This window comes from Mesorhizobium sp. RIZ17, assembly GCF_051127865.1.
GTDB lineage: Bacteria > Pseudomonadota > Alphaproteobacteria > Rhizobiales > Rhizobiaceae > Mesorhizobium > Mesorhizobium humile.
The window spans coordinates 4,593,402-4,612,562 of record NZ_CP147861.1 but is presented as its reverse complement, the minus strand read 5'-3'; the positions used below and the strand labels follow the sequence as shown (position 1 = coordinate 4,612,562).

Sequence of the window (19,161 nt, the reverse complement as noted above, 5' to 3'; positions counted from 1 at the left end):
CCACTTGCTGATCCGAAGGGCCTGGCGCCAAGACGCGCCCGGGTGTTTGCCGTCGCTTCAAGCCATGGCAACAATCGCTGCCTCGCATGAGGAAGCGATAACGACCCTTCCCAGGATATAGATATGGCGCAGCCCGGGCTTGCGGCAAGCCCCCGGCCAAGGCGTATCAACGCTGCTCCGAAAAACCATAACGGAGCATGGAATGCGGATCTTGTTATCGACTTACGGCTCGCGCGGCGATGTCGAGCCGCTGGCGGCGCTCGGCGCGGCGTTGCAGGCGCACGGCGTCGAGGCCAAAGTGAGCGCGCCGGGCGACACGGAGTTTGCCGCCCTCCTGGCCCGCGCCGGCGTGCCGCTGGCCCCGGCCTTCTCGCCTGTGCGCGAATGGGCGAAGGAAATGATCAATCGGTCGCGATCGGCGTCGCCCGAAGACCGGGCCAGGCTCATTGCCGGCCAGGCGGCCGAGATCGTCGCCAGGCAATATGAGGCGCTCGGCGCGGCCGCCGAAGGCTGCGACGCCGTGGTGGCGTTCGGTCTGTTCCCATCCTGCGCCGCCGCGCGGATGCTCGCTGAGCAACGCGGCATGCGCTACATGCTCGGCACGTTCTGTCCCATCTGGCTGCCGTCGCCGCACAACCGGCCGCATGAATATCCAAGCCATCCGTTGCCGCCCGGCGTGACCGACAACCGGCTGCTGTGGGAGATGGATGTCCGGACCAAGAACGCCCTCTTCGGCGAGGCGATCAACGGCCAGCGCGCGTCGCTCGGACTGCCCCCGGTGGAAAATGTCCGGGACTATGTCTATGGCAACAGGGTCCTGCTCGCCTGCGACCCGACATTGGGGCCTTGGCCGGGCTCGGACCTGATCGATGCCGCTCAGACCGGCGCCTTCATCCTGCCGGACGAACGGGCCCTCCCCGATGATCTCGAAGCATTCCTCGCCGCCGGACCGCCGCCGGTCTATGTCGGCTTCGGCTCGATATCGGTCGCGAGCGAGGCCGGCCGCGCGGCCATCGAAGCGATCCGCGCCAATGGCCTTCGCGCGGTCATCGCGCATGGCTGGGCCGGGCTCGGCCGCATCGACGATGGCGGCGACTGCTTCGCCGTCGGCGAGGTCAACCAGCAGGCGCTGTTCGGCCGCGTCGCCGCCGTCATCCACCATGGCGGCGCCGGAACGACCGTTGCCGCGGCGCGGGCGGGAGCGTCGCAGGTGATCGTGCCGCAGATCGGCGACCAGCCCTATTGGGCGAAGCGGGCGGCCGAACTGGGGATAGGCGCCGCGCATGACGGTCCGGCACCGACGATGGAGTCGTTGTCGGCGGCGCTGGAGGTGGCCTTGGCGGCCGAGACCGGCGCTCGTGCAGCGGCAGTGGCCGGCATGATCCGCACCGACGGCGCCGAGGCGGCGGCGCGGCGGCTGATTGAATTGGTGGGGCAATCCAGCCGGTGACCTCATTGTGCCGTCAGTTCCGCCAGCGCCCTTTGCAGGGGCGCTGGCGAGACCTGGATCGGGCCTGAGAAGGGACTGTCCATATCGATGATCAAATAGACCGCCGCCGCCACCAGCGCTCCGGAAATGAGGCATGTGAAGACGATGGTGCCATTGTTCGGCGCCCTGAAGCCGAAGCTGGCGAAGATAAGCGTCAGCCATGCCACGAGCAGCGCGATCAGTGGCGTAGGGATCGCGCCCTCGGACTGCTCGGCCAGTATCCAGCGCTGCTCGATCAGCTTCTGGAGTTGCTGCATCGCGGCCTGTTGCGCGGCAGTCTGCCTGGCATCCGCGGGCGCCAATCCCGCCAGGATGTCTCCGACCTGATTGAGCAGCAGTTCCGACAGCCTGTTCGGGACGACGGTTGTGTCGCTGTCGGCGGTGGAGGTGTCGACGACGCGTTGGACATAGGCGGCAAGCGACTGCCGGGCGCTGTCGGCCTCCGGCCCGTAATGCCGGAGCGTTCGGTCGAGCAGAATGATCTCGGTGGCGAAAGTGTGTACGTTGCCGTTGATGGACTCAAACGTGTTCTTGGCCGAGTTGATCATCAGGCCGAGCATAAGCGAGGACATCACCACGAAAAGGTTCGCGGCAAGCCGTACCACCGCGCTGGTGTCGTCCCGAAGGTGGTGGGCGGGGAATCGCTCATGCATCATCAAGCTGACCAGCGAGGCCCCGGCCAGGCACCCAAAAATCGCTATCCCTACAAGCACTTCGCCCATAGCTGACATTGTAGCCGAGGCACGACGCTTGCCAATTGGCTGATCAGGGTTGAATCAACATCGAAGCATAACGGCCTATGTCGTTGGCCGGCATGGAGACTTTCGTGTCAGGCTCCAGGTGCATCGGGGCGGCGCTCGAAAACCGCTTTCAATACCGGGCGAAGGCGCTATCTATGGCGCGGGGCGGCTCCCAATCACTCACGAGGCAATCCATGACAATTCGCGCTGTCGTCTGGGGCGAGAACATCCATGAGCGGACCAATGAGGTGGTCGCCTCCATCTATCCGGAAGGCATGCACGCGACCATCGCCAAGGCGCTGAACACGGACAAGGCGATCTCCGCCTCGACAGCCACGCTGGAGCAGCCGGAGCACGGCCTGCCGCAATCCCGCCTCGCCGAAACCGACGTTCTGGTCTGGTGGGGCCACAAGGACCATGGCGCGGTGGCCGACGAGGTGGTCGAGCGCGTCGCTCGCCGCGTCTGGCAGGGCATGGGGCTGATCGTGCTGCATTCCGGCCATTTCTCGAAGATCTTCAAGCGGCTGATGGGCACGCCCTGCACGCTGAAATGGCGCGAAGCCGGCGAGCGCGAGCGGCTCTGGGTGACGAGCCCCAACCATCCGATCGCCGAAGGCGTCGGCGAGTTCTTCGAGCTGGAGAACGAGGAGATGTATGGCGAGCAGTTCGCCGTGCCGGAGCCGCTGGAAACCGTGTTTATCTCCTGGTTCCAGGGCGGCGAGGTGTTCCGCTCCGGCCTGACCTACCGGCGCGGCGCCGGCAATGTCTTCTACTTCCGCCCCGGGCACGAAACCTATCCAACCTATTACGATGCGACGGTCCAGACAGTGCTGCGCAACGCGGTGAAATGGGCGCACAACCCGCAAGGGTCGAAGCCCGCCATCCTCGATGCGCCGAACGTGCCGGTGGAGAAGGCGCTGGAGCCGATCGAGGAGCGCGGACCCAAGCTGCACGCGCATGGCGAGGCCGGCTTCCGCTAAAAAAGGCGCTTGCCTGCTTCGTGCGGGATTGCGCGGAAACAGCGCCTGGGTCACATTCATCTCACACGATTGAATCGAACCAAATCGCTCAAGGAAGCAAAATGCGGCTTTTGATACTCGGCACCGGCTGGATGGCGCAGGAACATGCCCGCCGCTTCGGCGCCATCGAGGGCATCGACATCGTCGGCGCGGTCGATGTCGATGCGGCCCGCGTCGATGAATACGCGGACGCCTACAAGATCCCGAAGCGCTTCACCTCGCTGGAGGCGGCGCTCGACTGGGGCGACTTCGACGCGGTCGCCAATGTCACGCCGGACCGTATCCACCACCCGACCACGATGGCGCTGGTCGCCGCCGGGACGCCGGTGCTGTGCGAGAAGCCGCTGGCGGAAAATTTCGGCAAGGCGAGCGAAATGGCCGATGCCGCGGAAGCCGCCGGCGTCGTCAACATGGTCAACCTCACCTATCGCAACGTGGCCGCGCTGCAGAAAGCGCGCCAGATGGTGCAGGCCGGCGAGATCGGCACGGTGCGCCATGTCGAAGCCTCCTACCTGCAGAGTTGGCTCGTGTCGAAATTCTGGGGCGACTGGCGCACCGATCCGAAATGGCTGTGGCGGCTGTCGCGCGGCCACGGTTCCAACGGCGTGCTCGGCGATGTCGGCATCCATATCCTCGATTTCGCGAGCTATGGCGCGGCGCTCGACATCGACCATGTCTTCTGCCGGCTGCGCGCCTTCGACAAGGCACCGGGCAACCGCATCGGCGACTACCAGCTCGACGCCAATGACAGCTTCGCCATGACGCTCGATTTTTCCAACGGCGCCTTCGGCGTGGTGCATGCCAGCCGCTGGGCGACCGGCCACATGAACGAATTGCGCCTGCGCATCTATGGCGACAAGGGCGGTATCGAGGTGGTGCACAATCTCGAAGGCTCGGCTCTGAGGGCCTGTATCGGCGACAATATAGAGAGCGCCAAATGGGAGGAGCTCAATGCAGGCTCCGTGCCGACCAACTACCAGCGTTTCGTCGAAGCGGTGAAGAGCGGCGTGCAGACCGAACCGACCTTCCGCCACGCGGCAGGCCTGCAGAAGGTGCTGGACCTCGCCGTGGTGTCGGATGAGAAACGCGCCGAGTTGAGGGCGAACGCGGATACGCAGTAAGGTCATTGCTGAAAGGAGCCAGCATGGTCACGCGTCGCGCCGAATGTTCCTGCGGTCAGCTGTCAGCCACCTGTTCGGGCGAGCCGGTGCGCATTTCGGTTTGCCATTGCCTTGATTGCAAGCGGCGCACCGGCAGCGCCTTCAGCTACAATGTGCGATTTGCCGAGGCGGACGTTTCGATAGAGGGGCGGTCGGCACAGTTTACGCGCGTCGGCGAGCTGGGCGGCCGTGTCATCTATAGTTTCTGCCCGGACTGCGGAACCACCGTCCACTATCGCATCGACACGCAACCCGGCCTTACCGCCATTCCGGTAGGCGCGTTCGCGGACCCGTCGTTTCCGCCGCCCTTCCAGTCCTTCTACCACGACAGCCGCCGCTGCGAGTGGGTCGAGATAAAAGCCGAGCCTTTGGCGAAAATTGGCTGAGTGCTGAGCTGGTTCCTCGCCCCCGCCAGCGGCGGGGGAGAGGTGTCCGCGAAGCGGACGGAGCGGGGGCCTTCGTAGGGTGCTCCCCTCTCCGTCTCGGCTTCGCCGAGCCACCTCTCCCCACTGCGTGGGGCGAGGAATCAGGGTCACGCTCCGCGATAAATCCCGACCGCCGCCGCCACCAGCGCGGCATTACCATCGGCTATGCTGCCGTCCGGCAATTCCTTGCCGTCCTCCAGCCCCACCCGCGTCGAAAGTTTCCTCGCCGCCGCCCTCTCCACGAAGGGCCAGACCGTGGCGTTCTCGCCATGCAACAGGATGGAGCGGCGGATGCCGGCGCGCTCAAGCACCTTCCCGATGCCGTTGGCGACGGCGAAGGCCTCGTCCAGCGCCTGCTCGGAAATCTCGATCAGCACGCGCAGCACCCGGCCGCCATGGTCGAGGCTAGCGAGCCTTAGAGCGTCACCGATCGAGGCAAGCCCAGCCTCGATGCCGACACCGCGGCCGCGCAGGGCCTCCATCACTTCCGGCGCCGCCGTCTCGCTGAGATTGACCGAGGCATAATCGGGCAGTTCGCGCCAGCCGGAGATGGCGACCAGGGTGCGCAAATCATCCTTCTCGATCCAGGCGCCGGTGGAGACGCCGATCAGCGTGCCCGGGCAGGCGCGGCGGAGTGCCGCGACCGTCCTGTCCATCGCTTCCGGCGCCAAGCTCTCGCGGCGATCAGTGCCGCGCGCATGCACATGCAGCTCGGCGGCGCCCGCCGCAATCGAGGCGGCGGCGTCGCGCGCCATCGCCTCAGGATCGAGCGGCAGCGCGGGATGGAAATCGGCGGGGCGGGCGCCGTTGATGCACGCCTGGACGATCATCTTCGCGGCAATCCTGTTTCGGCTGGCGGGGAGCCTAGCGCAGGATCGGATTGGCCGGAACCGGAGCGACGGAAATTTCCTGACAAGCCGCGCAAGAAACATCCCCCTGGCCTGTCGGCCAGAGGGATTGGCTTTCATCGTGGACGATTGCCGAAGTTCGAAAGTCCGTTACGCCGGCACCCGCTTCAGCGCCTGAGCCATGCAGTGGATGCCGCCGCCGGTCTTGGAGATTTCGCTCATGTCGACGGCCGCGACCTCGAAGCCTTGAGCCTTCAGCTTCTCGATCAGCGTCTTGCTGGAGGTCGGCGCGATCACCCTGTCCTTGCCGAGCGACATGAAGTTGCAGCCGAGCGCCATCGTGTCCTGGAAGGGCACATCGATGATCTCGTGGCCCTTGCCCTTCAGCCAGTCGACGATGCCGGGCTCGGTGCAGGCGAGGCAGACGGCAGTGAGCTTTTCGGCGATCGGCACCACCATCAGGTCGATATGGACGTAATATTCGTCGATGAAGGCAAGACGTGTCTCCCAGCCTTCCTTCTCGAACCAGTCCTGCACCTGGCGGGCGCCCTCTTCCTGGGTGCGGGCGCCGCCGCAGCCGATCAGCACCACGCCCTCCTCGATGACGTTGAAGTCGCCGCCCTCGAAGGTGCCGGCCGTCACCATGTCGTAGATCGGGATGCCGAGCTTTTCATAGGTGCGGATGGCGGCGTAGTTCTCGCCGCGCCGCCACCAGTTGGCCATGGCGGTGATGAAGGCGCCGTAAGGCGTCATGACGCTGGAGTCGCGCGAATAGACCTGCATCGGCAGTTCCGGCGTCGGCTCGTGCCAATGGATGTTGACGCCGAAATGCTCGTAGGCGGCGACGAGGTCCTTGTGCTGCGCCTGCGCGATCTGGACGTTGCAGGGCGCCTCGCGCAGATGCTTCCTGGACAGCGAGCTGGTCGACAGATGGCGCAGGAAATTGGGCGAGCCGAGCAGCACGTCGGTCAAGACGTCGGTTTCGTTGGCGAAACCCCAGGCGGTCAGCGGTTTGGTGCCGCCATTGGGGTTGCGGCGCTGCAGCGAGAACGGCTCGGCGACGATGCGGTCATGGACGGTCATGGTGTTCTCCTCTGGACTGTTCTGTTGATCGGTTATGCGGTCGAAGCGGCCGGAATCCACCAGTCGCGCCCGCGCGGCGTGGTGACATATTCCGGCCAGCGGAAATGGATCGGCGGTTCATAGTCGCAGAGCGGCGCGATCCAGTTCGAGCCGCCGACGCCGCCGCCGGTTCGCTTGACGAACTCGTCCATCGCGGCATCGCGCGCGGCCTTGTCCTCCAGCAGGCGCAGCGCCGTCAGCGCGACCGTCTTCGCGGCGCAGGTAACCATCGGATCGATGGTGGCGGGGATGCCGCCCAGCGCGTTCATCACCCAGGCCGGATAAGTATGGCCCTTGGCCGCGCGTAGCGCCGGACGGGCAACGTAGAAGCGCGACGTCGGCGCGTGCCAGCTCATGTCGGTGTAGTCGTCGGAGGTGGAGTTCACCTGCGATGGCGGCAGGTCGCGGCGCAGGATCGCCTCGGCCTCTTGCGGCGAAATCAGCCGCTCCAGCTCGTCGATGAACGGGTTTTCCGCCAGCTCGCCGCCTGCATTGACCTGGATTTCGCGAGCGATGGCCTTGGCTGCCTCGTCCCAGCGCGGAGCGCCGACAGTGGAGAGCGCCGCGTAGGTGATGTCGGCCATGGCGTGGTTGGCCAATCCCGGGCGCGACTTCGAGACCCAGTGGCGCTCGTAGCGGCAGCCGCTCATCTTCGCCGCTGCTTCCGCATTGCGATCGAGCACGGCGCTCACCTGCTCGGCCATCGCGATCGTCGGCACGCGGATCATGTACTGGATCTCGGCGAGGCCGGCCGGCAAATTGTCGGCGGTCGCCTGGCCGGCCGTCAGGATCGCCTCGCTGATCGACCAGCCGCCCTGATGCGTCAGCATGGAATCGCGCAGCGCCTTGGAGGCCATGTACATCATCATCAGCGCGTCGTTGGCGCCCGGCGCCCTGACCGCCGAATGCGCCTGCGGGATCGGCGCGCCATCGGTTGCCGCGCGGGTCCAGTTCTCCGGTTCGTCGCAGACAAAGCGGTAGATCATTGAATAGGCGGCGCCGCAATGCGTGTCCCAGCGCGCCGTGTTGCAGAGCGGCAGCATGTAGAAAGGATGGAAGGAGATCATGCCGGCGAGGCCGTCATAGTAGCCTTTCGCGGCATGGATCGGCTTCGAGCCCCTCACCTTCTCGGCCGGCTCGCCGGTGAAGCGCAGCGTACCCTTGATGCCGTGCTCCAGCATCGCCGCCTTGGTGGCGAGAAGCCCGCCAAGGCTGCCGATGCCGAGCCCCGAATGCGGATCGGTGTGGCCGCCGGCCTCGACGCCCAACCCTTCTCGCGGCCGCTTGACCGTCGCGGCGTCCTGGCAGTTGCCAGGTACGGCGTCATACTCGCCATACATGCCGATCACCGGGCCGTCGCCATTGGTCCAGTGGGCGCAGAAGGCGGTCGGCATGCCGCCCGAGCCTTCCTCGACCGAAAAGCCCTCGCGCTTCAGCCGGTCCACATACCAGGCGGCCGATTGGTACTCGCGCCAGGCGGTCTCGCCGAAATCGAAGATGGTGCGCGTCCAGGCCGACAGCAGCGGCTGGATGCTGTCGATACAGGCAAGCGCGGTTTCTTGCGCCTGGGTCGTCACCGGTTTCTCCATGGACCCAAGAAAGCAGTGAAGCGGCTCATCAAAAAGTGATATGTTTTCCCGGTTCGTGCAAATTCGGTTCACCTGAGGTCCCTTGCGAATACCCTCCACACAGGCGCTACGCGCCCTCGACAGCTTCGCCCGTCATGGCAGCGTGTGGCGCGCCGCCGACGAGCTCCACCTCACCCGCAGCGCTGTCTCGCATCAGCTGAGGCTGCTCGAGCGCGACCTCGGCTTCGATCTGTTGCAGCGTATCGGCAAGGGCGTGGCGCTGACGCCGCGCGGCCAGCGCTACGCGGCGGATGTCCGGAAGGCGCTGACCGTGCTCGGCGACGCGGGAACGCAAAACAGCGGCGCCGGCGTCGGCGGCTCCTTCGGCATCTCCTGCCCGCCGGGCTTCGCCTCGATGTTCCTTTGCACCCATATCGGCGAATTCCAGCAGATGTATCCGGATGTGGCGCTCTCCGTGCTGACGCCAAGGCGGCTCGACGACGTCTCCAACCCGGAGGCCGACGCCTTCATCGCCTTCGGCGTCGGCAACTGGCCGAACCGAGCGGTGGAACTGCTTTGCGAAGTCCACTTCACGCCGCTCTGCAGTCCGACGCTGCTCAACAAGGTCGGCGGCTTTTCCAAACCCGCCGACGTGCTGCGCGCCAATCTCCTGCATCTTTCCGACACCGAGGACTGGGCGCGCTGGCTCGCGCTGTCCAAGGTGGAGAACCCCGATACCGAGGGCGGCATCTTCTTTTCCGACATGAACCTCGTCTTCTCGGCCGCGATCGCCGGCCAGGGGATTGCGCTCGGCGACGAGTTGACCGGCCGCAGGGCGCTGAGCGAGGGCCGGCTGGTCAAGCCGTTCGAAGCGTCGGTCCCCTCGCCGCGCGCCTATTTCCTGGTGTTCGAACACGCCAAGGCCGGACACCCGGTGCTCAACGCCTTCAGTGACTGGCTGCGAGCGAAGTTGTCGGAGAGCAGCCTGGCGAAGTATTGAGGCGGGGCGAGTGCCCTTCGCTTTCGTCATCCTCGGGTTTGACCCGAGGATCCATGCCGTGACGTTTGCCGTCGAACACGGCGGACCAGAATTCTGCACCGTTGCGGCGCGTATAAGGTCACGGCATGGATTCCAGGGTCTGCGCGCGTCGCTTCGCTCCTTGCTCCGCCCTGGAATGACGACGGCGTGAACGCTTTCGCCAATCGCGAACGCCGGTGAGCGCCGAAGGCCCGCGTCCGTAGACGCCCCAATCACCCGCCAATATCGGCCACCCGTGAATCAAATTTGCCGATCAGGCGAAAACTATTCGGTTGCGGTGAACGCGCGCCATGCCTACGATTTCTCTGGGAACTGAGGAAGGAGCCAGGATGCAGCAACCCGGCCGGGCCGCAGAAATCAAGGCGAACGGGATCGGCAAGAGCTTCGGCTCGTTCCGCGCGCTCGATAATCTGTCGCTCGATATCGGCCGCGGCGAGTTCCTGACGCTGCTCGGACCCTCCGGCTCCGGCAAGACCACTTTCCTGATGATCCTGGCCGGCTTCGTGCAGCCGAGCGAAGGCAAGCTTTTCAGCGACGGCGTCGACATCACCAACCGGCCGGCCGAGCAACGCGCTGCCGGCATGGTGTTCCAGGGCTACGCGTTGTTTCCGCATATGAGCGTGGAACAGAACATCGCCTTCCCGCTCAAGGTGCGCAAGAAATCGGCCGCCGAGATCAAAAGCCGTGTCGGCGAGATGATTGAGCGCGTCGGCCTCAACGGCCATGAGAAGAAGCTGCCGGCGCAGCTTTCCGGCGGCCAGCAGCAGCGCGTGGCGCTGGCCCGCGCGCTGGTGTTCGAACCGGGCGTGCTGCTCCTCGACGAGCCGTTCTCGGCGCTCGACAAGAGCCTGCGCGGCCAGATGCAGGCCGAGATGAAGCGGCTGCACCAGGAGACCGGCACCACCTTCGTCTTCGTCACGCACGACCAGAGCGAGGCGCTGGCGCTGTCGTCGCGCGTCGCCATCTTCAATCACGGCAAGCTTCTGCAGGTCGGCAGGCCGGATGAGGTCTATGACCGGCCCGCCAACCGCTTCGTCGCCGAGTTCCTGGGCGAGATCAACATGCTGCCGGTGAAGGGCGTTCGCCCCGCCGACAATGGCGCCACGGGCCTCTGCGAGGACCGCGCGGTCAACATGCGCTGCAAGGCCGAAGCGATAAAGGGCGACGCCATTCTTGCCATCCGCCCCGAGGACATGTCGATCGCGCCGGAAGCGTCAGTCAACGAGAACGGCATCGCCGCGACCGCTGTCGCCTCGACCTATCTGGGGGCTGCGACCAAGCTCGACCTCACCACGCGCCAGGGCGCCAAGGTAACCGTCTCGGTGCCGAACGAGGTCGCGGCGGCAGCTTTGAGCAAAGGCAATTCCGTCTGGCTGACATGGCCGGCCGAAAAGGGTTTCCTCCTTCCGGACGGAGGACAATGAGAGCGCCGCCGCGGCCCGAATTCAGCCGCATCGGCTTCCGGTTCAAATCAACGACAACAAGGGGAACTGACATGACGAACGATACGAAGAAACAGGCAATGGAAAACCTCGCTGAGCGGGCGAAGCGCGGTGAGATTTCACGCCGCCAGTTCGCGCAGCTTGCGGGCCTCGTGCTCGCCGGCACGCCGATGCTTTTGCGCTCGACCGGCGCTTTCGCCGAGACCAAGGGGCTGGTGCTGGTGAACTGGGGCGGCGACGCCATCACGGCCTATGACGCAGCCTACGGCCAGGCCTTCACCAAGGACACCGGCATCCCGGTCAAGATGGACGGCTCGGGCCCGACCGAAGGCGCGATCGCCGCGCAGTACAAGAGCGGCGCGCCGACCTGGGACCTGGTCGACGTCGACCCGTTCTCGGCCATCACGCTCGGCGGCCAGGGCATGCTCGAGCCGATCGACTACAAGATCGTCGACAAGAGCAAGATGCGGCCGGGTTTCGGCTGGGAATATGCCGCCTCGACCTACTTCTTCTCCTATGTGATCGCCTACGACTCGCAGAAGTTCGGCTCCAATGCGCCGACCGGCATGGCCGACTTCTTCGACGTCAAGAAATTCCCCGGCAAGCGCTCGCTCTACAAATGGGGCGTGTCGAGCTGGGAAGCAGCACTTCTGGCCGACGGCGTAGCACCCGCCTCGCTCTATCCGCTCGATCTGAAGCGCGCACATGACAAGATCGCCGCCTTCAAGGAAAACGTCGTCTCCTATTGGGGCGGCGGGGCCGAAAGCCAGAGCGTGCTGCTCAACGGTGAGGCTTCGATGGCGATCGTGTGGTCGACGCGCGCCTCGCTGATCGAGCAGGATTCCGGCGGCCAGATCAAGTTCATCTGGGACCAGGGCCTGATCTCGCCCGGCGCGCTCGCCGTGCTCAAGAACAACCCCGGCGGCAAGGACGCGGCGATGAAGTTCATTGCCAGCACCCAGGATCCGCAGAAGGAACTGGTGATGTTCGACAAGCTTGGCCAAGGCCCGGCCAATCCGGCGACCGACGCGCTGATCCCGGTCGACAAGAAGCGTATCAACCCGGTCGATCCCGACAACATGAAGAAGCAGATTCCGCTCGACATGGAATGGTACGCCAAGAACTACGGCGCCGCGCTCGACGAATACACCAAGATCATCTCGGCCTGACCGGCCGAGAGCTTCTTGACGATGAGAGGCACCCTCTCCGACAGGACGGGCGCGGCGCTGTTGATGGCGCCGCTGCTCCTGTTCCTCGTCCTCGCCTATGCATGGCCGTTCCTCGGCGTGGTGAAGTGGAGTTTCACCCTCCCCACGCCCGGGCTCGGCCAGTATCACGCTTTGCTCACCGACGATCTGGTGCAGTCGGTGTTTATCCGCACGCTGCGCATCGCGGCGATCGTCACCGTGGTTTCGGTCACCGCCGCCTATGCCATCACCGTGGTGTGGGTGCGCGGCAGTCCGGCGCACCGCGTGCTTGCCGAGTTCTGCATCCTGGTGCCGTTCTGGATCTCGGTGCTGACGCGCGCCTTCGGCTGGGTGGCGCTGCTCTCCAACCGCGGCCTGATCAACACCTGGCTGCAATCGATCGGCTTCATCTCGGAGCCGCTGACCCTGGTGCGCAATGAGTTCGGCGTCATCGTCGGCATGTCGCATTTCCTCATCCCCTTCGCGGTGTTCCCACTGGCATCGGCCATGCGCAGCCTGGACGAGCGCGTACTGCTCGCCGCGCGCGGCCTGGGCTCCAGCCGCATGCGCACCTTCTGGACGGTGTTCGTGCCGATGACGCGCTCGGGCATCATCGGCTCGGCGCTGATCACCTTCGTCTTCTCGCTCGGCTTCTTCGTCACGCCGGCGATCCTCGGCGGCGGCCGCAGCGTGATGATCGCGGAGCTGATTTATCTTCGCATCTTCCAGAGTCCCGACTGGGGGCTGGGCGCGGCGATCAGCGTCGTGCTGGTGGTGTTCGTCGGCGCGCTGATGGCGCTTATGTTCCGCTACGTCAAACCGAAGCAATTGGTGTAGCCAAGATGCCGACTTATCGCCCCGGCCCCGTTTCGCTGATCCTGGCCGTGCTGGTGGCGCTGTTCCTGCTGATGCCGCTGCTGGCCGTCATCCCGGTGTCGCTGACGCCGAGCCGCATGCTGACCATGCCGACGGGTGAACTGTCGCTGCGCCACTACCGCTCGCTGATCGAGGATCCGCGCTGGCTGGAGTCGATCCTGCTTTCGCTCAGGATCGGCATCGTCAGCAGCATCCTTTCCACCGCGCTTGCCCTCACCTTCAGCCTTGGCGTGTGGATGTTCCAGCCACGCTTCACCGCTGCCCTCGTCGGCTTCGTGCTGCTGCCGATGGTGGTGCCGCCTGTGGTCTCGGCGGTGACGCTCTATTTCCTGCTCACCTCGGTCTCCGGTCTCACGTCGTTCTTCGGCTACGACACCTGGCTGGGTGTCGCCATGGCCCATTCGGTGATGACGGTGCCCTTCGCCACGGTGCTCATCCTGGTGTCGCTCAGCCAACTCGACCGGCGCATCGACCTTGCCGCGCGCGGGCTCGGCGCCAGCGTGTGGGAGCGCGCGACGCGCGTCATCATGCCCAACATCAAATTCGGCATCGTCACCGCGGCGCTGCTGTCCTTCGTGCTTTCCTGGGAAGAGATCGGCGTGACGCTGTTCATCACCTCGGTCAACGCCATCACCCTCCCCCGGCTGATGTGGATGGGCCTGCGCGACAACATCGATCCCGCGATCGCGGCACTGTCGGTGATCCTGATCATCATCACCGTGCTGGTGCTCGCCGTGCGCAGCGTCGTCACAAGGCAGCGCGCCGCACGCTGAAACGGCTCAGACAAACCTGACCGAGACGCGGCCAAATCTCCCAAGGTCGCCGGTGACTTCATCGCCGGGTTCGACCTCTATCGGCTTAACGCAAGTGCCGGTTATGACCAGCTGCCCCGGCTCGATAGCGATGCCCAGGCCCGTCATGATCCGGGGGTGTGGATCGACTCAGAAGGTTAGCCAGCGGAGGCCTGCGAGGCGACTTACGAATCTGTAATCTTGGGCCGGATCCGGCGCCGACTTTCGCAAGAAAATCCTTCTATATCAATAGCTTAAAATGAGCTTTCCGAAACTTTGAGGCTCGTCTCTCAAACAAATGTGATGAACCGTCCGTCCTACAAGCGGCGCGGCGGATTCGGCTTTGAGGCGCAGGAAAGTATCAGCGGCACCGCCGTGCGGCTCTTGTTCGTGGTGTTGCGCCATCGAGGCACCGCGCCGGACGAAGGCCCCCCGGCCTCGTCCGTGCGTAGCAGTGAGTTCAGGCGGCCTGCGGCCGCCGCATCCTCTCGACAAACGCCTGCCTTGCCGGTCCGGCAAGCGGCTTGTCCATGGCCAGCAGGCCGTCGAGCAGCGCCAAAAGCTCGCGCGCTGCCGAAGACTTGCAAGAATAATAGACCATCTGACGATCGCGGCGGGTTTCGACCAGGCCAAACCTGCGCAGTTTGGCCAGGTGTTGCGACAGCGCCGATTGGCTGAGTTCGACCTTGTCAGCGAGCACGCCGACAGAGAGTTCGCCCTCGGCCAGGTAGTTCATGATGAGCAGACGCTTCTCGTTGCCCATCACCGCGAGAAAGGCTGCCGCGCTTTCTGCGTTGGCGGTAAGTTTCTTGGTGACCATCGATTTCCCCATGCTTCATGCTCTTCCGAAGGCCATGGGGGCAATGGCTTCAGAGTTCCAGAGCGTTGGTGAGCATGCCCCGATTTGCACACGGGACCTGCCCTGCTTCTTTTCAACCAGAACCCCTTCGTAACCCGGTTGCCACCACGTCGGGGTTGTTGGTCTCGGACAGAACGCGCGGCGCTTTTCTGGGCGCAAGTCAATGCAGACTCGGAAAAATTCCACGCTGCTAATGCGTATCAGCGAAGCGCTCATTCGGCAAGAATATAACGAGACCGGCAAAGCAGCGGCCAACCGCAGGCAAGCAAGCACAGCAGCCGACGTGCCCGTACGAAGAGACTTCGGCCGCGATGTTGCCGCGACTCACTCCCGATCTCGAAGCGTGCTAGTATTAGTCGGGCAAAGGGACCGGGCTGGAGGAGGAAGCCATGTCCGTCATACGCAACACGTTCACCCCCGACGAGACGGCCATGCTTGGCCGGGTCTATGAGAACGGCAATGTCGAGGGCGAGACCGCCGAACAGAAGGAAGCGCGCGCCTCGCGCATCATCGCCAACTACATGGCGGGCATCACCGACGAGGCGGAGCTGATCGAGCTTTCGCGGAGGCCGCTCGGACGATGAGCAGCGTTTGCCGCATTGGTGAGACGGCTTCACGTTAAGTTGACGTTCCGCCACGCGATACTACGATAAAATATATCGTGTTCCGAGATATTTCGGGAGATTAGCGATGATCCAGGGATGGTTTTCAAGGCCGGTCGAAGTCGCCGTTGGCGTTTCCGGCTCGATCCGCCACATATCCAACGCCGAGCAAGCGGTCGAACTTTTGACCGGCCAATGGCGCGATGCCGGCAGCGCGCCGCATGGCGCCGCGCTGCGCGCCTGCCGCCGGGCGATCAGCGGCGACGTCGCGGCGGACAACGCCAGGGAAGCCTTCATCGTCGCAGCGCGCGAAGCGCATGTGCTGGTGGAATAGAGCATGGCGGGACTCGCATTCCGCAGGCCCGCCTATCGATGGTAAAGCCACAAGAGCACCAGCACCGCGAACACCGCCGGCGACAGCAGGATCCCGGCCCGAAAGATGCACATGGCCAGTTGAAGCGGCGTGAACATGCCCGGCGGCGTCGAGCCTATCGATCGCGCCGCTTGACGGCAAATCGACGCGCTGTTCCAAGCGCGGGCAAACGATCCGTTTCAGCGCGCGCACGGCTCAGCCGTATTTCCTCGTAGAGTCCGAAAGCGGTCGCCATCAAGGTGGCGACGGTCATGGTGGATGCGAGCACGGCGATAAGCATGAGAGGTCTTCCCGCGTTTCATCAGCCTGCCGGATTCATTAGCGCCGCCCGCGAGGGTGCGTCAGTGACTTTGGTCACGCAATTCTTCAGCTATCGCGAATTCGCCGGCCCGTGACCCGTTTGGACGCGGCCCGTCCTGGCCATGGAAATTCTTCGGAACCTAATGCGCGGTGGTTGGTTAACGCGCGGGTCGGCAATCGCCCTCGGCCTGCATCGGCGCCGTCCGGCGTCGCTTGCTTGCCCAAAAGACGATCATAAGAAACGGAGAAAGTGATGAACGATGTCTGGTTTTCCGAACCGATCGTGATCGATTTCCAGCCAAACGGCCAGCGCAAGGTTTCGAGTTGCTTCGAGGCTATGGAATGCCTCGACCAGCGCTGGCCGGGACAGGCGCGCGACGGCGCCTGGCGGACGGCAAGCCGCGTCTGCCGCGACGCGCTCGACGGTCTGCGCAGCCCGGTGGAAGCCCGCAAGACGCTGCGTAAGGCGGCCAAGGTCGCCGGCCTGCTGGCGTAGCCTCGATTTCCCCATGGCGTCCCATCGTGGACGCCAAGCCCGTCGCGGTTTCCCATTGCCGCGGCGGGCTTTTGTTTTCCATGAGGGCGAAGCGACGGCCGGCGCATACTGCGGAACACGTTCAAGCACGCATCCCGTGGGGCACATGAAACGCCGGCCGCTGGGCTTCGGGGTTGCCTGACGGGTTCAGGCCGCTCCATTTCGGCGAGTCGGATGCCGGGCCGCAACGCGAGCGCCTGCGCGTGGTAAACGAGGGGTTACTATCCACAGGCGTCGCGGCGGACCGATCAGCCAAATCCGCCAAGCACTTCCGGAAACTGGACCGCCATCGCTCCTTCGTCCGCCTGCCGGGCGTAGATCCGATGCATCTTCGTGCCGTCATATCTGGCCCGGCGGCGTTGCACGTCCTTGCCCAAAAGACCGGCAACAGCATCGAAGCGCCGGAAGAAACGCTTCATCACGCCGCGCTCGAAAGGTATGCGCTGCTCGAACGGCTTTTGCCAGGGCGTGTCCTTGGCCAGGTCGCGCCAGATGCACAGCGCTTCGAGCTCGACCCCGACCTGATTGCCCCACGGCTTGCCGCCGGCGAAATGCCTTGCCCAGGCTTGCGAGAAGCGGAACTCGCTGGTTCCCAGCGATTGCAAATTCCAGTTCGGATGCATCGTCTGCCATTTGCCCTCGAAGACGATGTTGAGCGCGTTCTGATCGTTCATCTGACCTTCGACGGCGAGTTTCCGGGCTTGCTTCATAAGCCCCTGTTCGAGCACCGGCGCCATGTTGAACACGATGATGCCAGCGTTGAAGTAAGGCGCGCCCGGCTGCATGGACATTTTTTGCCGATAAGATGGCCGGAAATACATGTAGTCGTCATGCGCCGCCAGGAGCGCCGCTTGAATGGGCTGCTCCACCAAGTCGGCTATGTCCCGGTTGAAAAGAACATCGCAATCGACGTGCGCGATGCGGTCGTAAGACGCGAACTCCGCAAATTGATCGACAAAGAGCCGGATGAAAGTGGCAACGCTGCCCGGGCGAAAACGGTACCCGGAGGCCGCCATGAATTCCGTTACGTCAATGAGTTGAATGCGGCCTCCCAACAGACGGTCGGCGACGCTCTTGTCAGCCTCGCTTGCTCCGAGATGAAGAATGAAACCGTCCGTTGGTTTTTGTGAAACGTCCAATATCCGGCGCGCCGCAAGGCAGGCATAAGGAAAATACGTGGCGTCGGCCGCTATGAAAAAACATGATTTCGTCATTCGTCTTCGTCTATCCGACCGGCTTGGTGGCGGTGCTTGCCACAGAATGCCTGGCTACGAAAGTTTCTATGGGACCTGTCAGCGCAGCCGCCTCGCCTTTGATCTTCTCGTCATCCCAATGCCACCATTGGATGGCTAGCAGCTGTGAGATGACGTCTTGCGAAAAGCGGTACCTGATCAGCCTGGCCGGAGAGCCACCGACGATGGCATAGGGCGGCACATTTTTGGTGACGACGGCACCGGCGCCGACGACCGCACCGTCGCCGATCTCCACACCCGGCAGGATCATCGCGCCATTGCCGATCCAGACGTCGTTGCCGATGGTAATGCCAGCCGGCTTGCCGCCATTGGGGATCGGCTCGGGCTGCTTCAGCAAGCGGCTGTAGATCGGAAACGACGTTGCGCTGTCGGTCTGATGCTGGCCAGAGCACATGAAACGCACTTGGCCCGCGATGGAGCAGAAGGCTCCGATTTTCAGCGGAGCGTCCTTCGAGGGAAACATGACCTTCTGCCATTTCACGCCGTAGGTGTGACGGCCAACCGTCACATGCTCCGGCAGTTTGGAACGGACTTCCCTCAGCCATTTGGAAAATGTCGACATTCGAAAACCCAACCTCGTTCTCGTCGACATAGCCGCAGATCGGCCGAGCCAACAACCTCAAAGCTGTCGGAAAGCGCAGTTCTGTTGCCAAACAGCGGGATCAACTTCGGACAGGCACTGGAAACTTCGTGATCGAGGAAGCGTAGTTGATCCTCGGTCGAGCCAAGACTATACCCGCCTCGATCAAACGGCGGATGGGCTGTGTTACAGGAAAGCTATCTTGAATTCGTGCTGCGCTGGCATTTGTACCGCAGATGGCACCGGCCACCACGCCCGAAAAGGCAGGCGGAATTCAATTTCCATCAACTGATGAAGGCCACACCCGCAGGCGGCTTGTTCATCGATCTTGGCGCCAATGTGGGGGATGTCACGCGCCATGCCCTCAGTTATGGCATGAGAGTAATCGCCTTCGAGCCAGATCCTACCGCGCTCGAAATGCTGACGCGCCGCTTCGGCAGCGACAAGCGTGTGACGATCGTGCCAAAAGCGGTCGGAGGATCGGCAAGGAAGGCCACCCTGCATCAGCGCCCGGACACCCGCAACGTACGGATGACGGAGTGGTCATCCCTTTTCGAGGTATCTGCGCACGCCAAGGGACCCACCTTTGCGGTCGAGGTGATTGATCTCGTCGAATTCCTGAAAGATATCCGGGAGCCCATCGCCATCGTCAAAATGGACATTGAGGGCGCCGAGGCGGAATGCATCGAAGCCATGCTAAACGACGGTGTCTATCGTTCCATAGGGCGCATCTTGGTCGAGACCCACGAGAGGCTATCGCCCGACCTTGCCATTAGGATTCGAGCTCTCCGCGACCGCATTTCCCGCGAAAATATCACCAACATCGATCTGGACTGGGGCTGAAGCGAAGCCGTCGGACCATCCGCGCCCTTTGGATGGGATCTCCAGCCGCTTGATTTTCCAGCGACGCTGGGCAAAGAGCATATCGGGGGGCTGCCGCTATTGCGAGGCAG

Annotated in this window: 20 protein-coding genes and 1 pseudogene; 13 read left to right on the top strand and 8 right to left on the bottom strand. The window is 63.9% G+C overall.

Annotated elements, in window-relative coordinates; genetic code table 11:
* Positions 1-202: 202 nt before the first annotated feature.
* Complete coding sequence (locus WDX12_RS22120; protein ID WP_434722005.1) at positions 203-1,450, top strand: glycosyltransferase; 1,248 nt, start codon at positions 203-205, stop codon at positions 1,448-1,450.
* A 2-nt stretch (positions 1,451-1,452) separates the two neighbouring features.
* Here the strand turns inward: WDX12_RS22120 and WDX12_RS22115 are convergent, their stop codons facing one another.
* Positions 1,453-2,211, bottom strand: coding sequence for a DUF4239 domain-containing protein (locus WDX12_RS22115; RefSeq protein ID WP_434722004.1), 759 nt, complete (start codon positions 2,209-2,211; stop codon positions 1,453-1,455).
* Positions 2,212-2,423: 212 nt separating this feature from the next.
* Here WDX12_RS22115 and WDX12_RS22110 point away from each other — a divergent pair, with 212 nt between their 5' ends.
* From WDX12_RS22110 to WDX12_RS22100, 3 genes are all read left to right on the top strand, one after another.
* A complete protein-coding gene (locus WDX12_RS22110) occupies positions 2,424-3,209 on the top strand; it encodes a ThuA domain-containing protein (protein ID WP_434722003.1) in 786 nt (261 codons plus the stop codon).
* Positions 3,210-3,310: 101 nt separating this feature from the next.
* A complete protein-coding gene (locus WDX12_RS22105) occupies positions 3,311-4,369 on the top strand; it encodes a Gfo/Idh/MocA family protein (protein ID WP_434722002.1) in 1,059 nt (352 codons plus the stop codon).
* Positions 4,370-4,392: 23 nt separating this feature from the next.
* Entirely contained in the window at positions 4,393-4,794 is a 402-nt protein-coding gene (locus WDX12_RS22100; RefSeq protein WP_320296229.1) for a GFA family protein, read from the top strand.
* A gap of 146 nt (positions 4,795-4,940) precedes the next feature.
* Here the strand turns inward: WDX12_RS22100 and WDX12_RS22095 are convergent, their stop codons facing one another.
* From WDX12_RS22095 to WDX12_RS22085, 3 genes are all read right to left on the bottom strand, one after another.
* Positions 4,941-5,663: a 3-keto-5-aminohexanoate cleavage protein gene (locus WDX12_RS22095; RefSeq protein ID WP_320296230.1), complete on the bottom strand. Its 723-nt coding sequence runs from the start codon at positions 5,661-5,663 to the stop codon at positions 4,941-4,943.
* A 168-nt stretch (positions 5,664-5,831) separates the two neighbouring features.
* Positions 5,832-6,764, bottom strand: a complete 933-nt coding sequence (locus WDX12_RS22090) for a dimethylarginine dimethylaminohydrolase family protein (protein WP_040988460.1) — start codon at positions 6,762-6,764, stop codon at positions 5,832-5,834.
* A 32-nt stretch (positions 6,765-6,796) separates the two neighbouring features.
* The gene (locus WDX12_RS22085; protein ID WP_434722001.1) at positions 6,797-8,392 is read right to left on the bottom strand and encodes an amidohydrolase; all 1,596 of its coding nucleotides are present in this window, start codon (positions 8,390-8,392) and stop codon (positions 6,797-6,799) included.
* Between the two features lie 82 nt (positions 8,393-8,474).
* Here WDX12_RS22085 and WDX12_RS22080 point away from each other — a divergent pair, with 82 nt between their 5' ends.
* The 5 genes from WDX12_RS22080 to WDX12_RS22060 all read left to right on the top strand — a co-directional run bounded on the left by WDX12_RS22080 (position 8,475) and on the right by WDX12_RS22060 (position 13,688).
* The gene (locus WDX12_RS22080; protein ID WP_434722000.1) at positions 8,475-9,371 is read left to right on the top strand and encodes a LysR substrate-binding domain-containing protein; all 897 of its coding nucleotides are present in this window, start codon (positions 8,475-8,477) and stop codon (positions 9,369-9,371) included.
* 368 nt (positions 9,372-9,739) lie between these two features.
* Positions 9,740-10,834 (top strand): ABC transporter ATP-binding protein, encoded by a 1,095-nt coding sequence (locus WDX12_RS22075; RefSeq protein WP_434721999.1) that lies wholly within the window; start codon positions 9,740-9,742, stop codon positions 10,832-10,834.
* 71 nt (positions 10,835-10,905) lie between these two features.
* The gene (locus WDX12_RS22070; RefSeq protein WP_434721998.1) at positions 10,906-12,021 is read left to right on the top strand and encodes an ABC transporter substrate-binding protein; all 1,116 of its coding nucleotides are present in this window, start codon (positions 10,906-10,908) and stop codon (positions 12,019-12,021) included.
* 21 nt (positions 12,022-12,042) lie between these two features.
* Complete coding sequence (locus tag WDX12_RS22065) at positions 12,043-12,876, top strand: ABC transporter permease (protein WP_434725690.1); 834 nt, start codon at positions 12,043-12,045, stop codon at positions 12,874-12,876.
* 5 nt (positions 12,877-12,881) lie between these two features.
* Positions 12,882-13,688, top strand: a complete 807-nt coding sequence (locus tag WDX12_RS22060) for an ABC transporter permease (protein ID WP_320296236.1) — start codon at positions 12,882-12,884, stop codon at positions 13,686-13,688.
* A 478-nt stretch (positions 13,689-14,166) separates the two neighbouring features.
* Here the strand turns inward: WDX12_RS22060 and WDX12_RS22055 are convergent, their stop codons facing one another.
* Positions 14,167-14,526 (bottom strand): ArsR/SmtB family transcription factor, encoded by a 360-nt coding sequence (locus WDX12_RS22055; RefSeq protein ID WP_040988334.1) that lies wholly within the window; start codon positions 14,524-14,526, stop codon positions 14,167-14,169.
* A 428-nt stretch (positions 14,527-14,954) separates the two neighbouring features.
* Here WDX12_RS22055 and WDX12_RS22050 point away from each other — a divergent pair, with 428 nt between their 5' ends.
* A complete protein-coding gene (locus WDX12_RS22050) occupies positions 14,955-15,149 on the top strand; it encodes a hypothetical protein (protein ID WP_320296237.1) in 195 nt (64 codons plus the stop codon).
* 106 nt (positions 15,150-15,255) lie between these two features.
* On the top strand, positions 15,256-15,501 hold the full coding sequence (locus WDX12_RS22045) for a DUF982 domain-containing protein (protein WP_434721997.1): 246 nt from the start codon (positions 15,256-15,258) through the stop codon (positions 15,499-15,501).
* 154 nt (positions 15,502-15,655) lie between these two features.
* Here WDX12_RS22045 and WDX12_RS22040 read toward each other — a convergent pair whose 3' ends face one another.
* On the bottom strand, positions 15,656-15,820 hold the full coding sequence (locus tag WDX12_RS22040; protein ID WP_434721996.1) for a hypothetical protein: 165 nt from the start codon (positions 15,818-15,820) through the stop codon (positions 15,656-15,658).
* 273 nt (positions 15,821-16,093) lie between these two features.
* Here WDX12_RS22040 and WDX12_RS22035 point away from each other — a divergent pair, with 273 nt between their 5' ends.
* A complete protein-coding gene (locus WDX12_RS22035) occupies positions 16,094-16,336 on the top strand; it encodes a DUF982 domain-containing protein (RefSeq protein WP_434721995.1) in 243 nt (80 codons plus the stop codon).
* A 287-nt stretch (positions 16,337-16,623) separates the two neighbouring features.
* Here the strand turns inward: WDX12_RS22035 and WDX12_RS22030 are convergent, their stop codons facing one another.
* Both WDX12_RS22030 and WDX12_RS22025 read right to left on the bottom strand, forming a co-directional pair.
* Positions 16,624-17,589 carry a glycosyltransferase family 8 protein gene (locus WDX12_RS22030; protein WP_320296241.1) on the bottom strand — a complete coding sequence of 322 codons (966 nt, stop codon included), beginning with the start codon at positions 17,587-17,589 and terminating at the stop codon, positions 16,624-16,626.
* A gap of 112 nt (positions 17,590-17,701) precedes the next feature.
* Positions 17,702-17,917: pseudogene (locus WDX12_RS22025) on the bottom strand (DapH/DapD/GlmU-related protein); the annotation flags it as partial.
* A gap of 474 nt (positions 17,918-18,391) precedes the next feature.
* On the opposite strand from WDX12_RS22025, the gene WDX12_RS22020 reads away from it, so the two are divergent.
* Positions 18,392-19,051 carry an FkbM family methyltransferase gene (locus tag WDX12_RS22020; protein ID WP_434721994.1) on the top strand — a complete coding sequence of 220 codons (660 nt, stop codon included), beginning with the start codon at positions 18,392-18,394 and terminating at the stop codon, positions 19,049-19,051.
* The last annotated feature ends 110 nt before the right edge of the window (positions 19,052-19,161 follow it).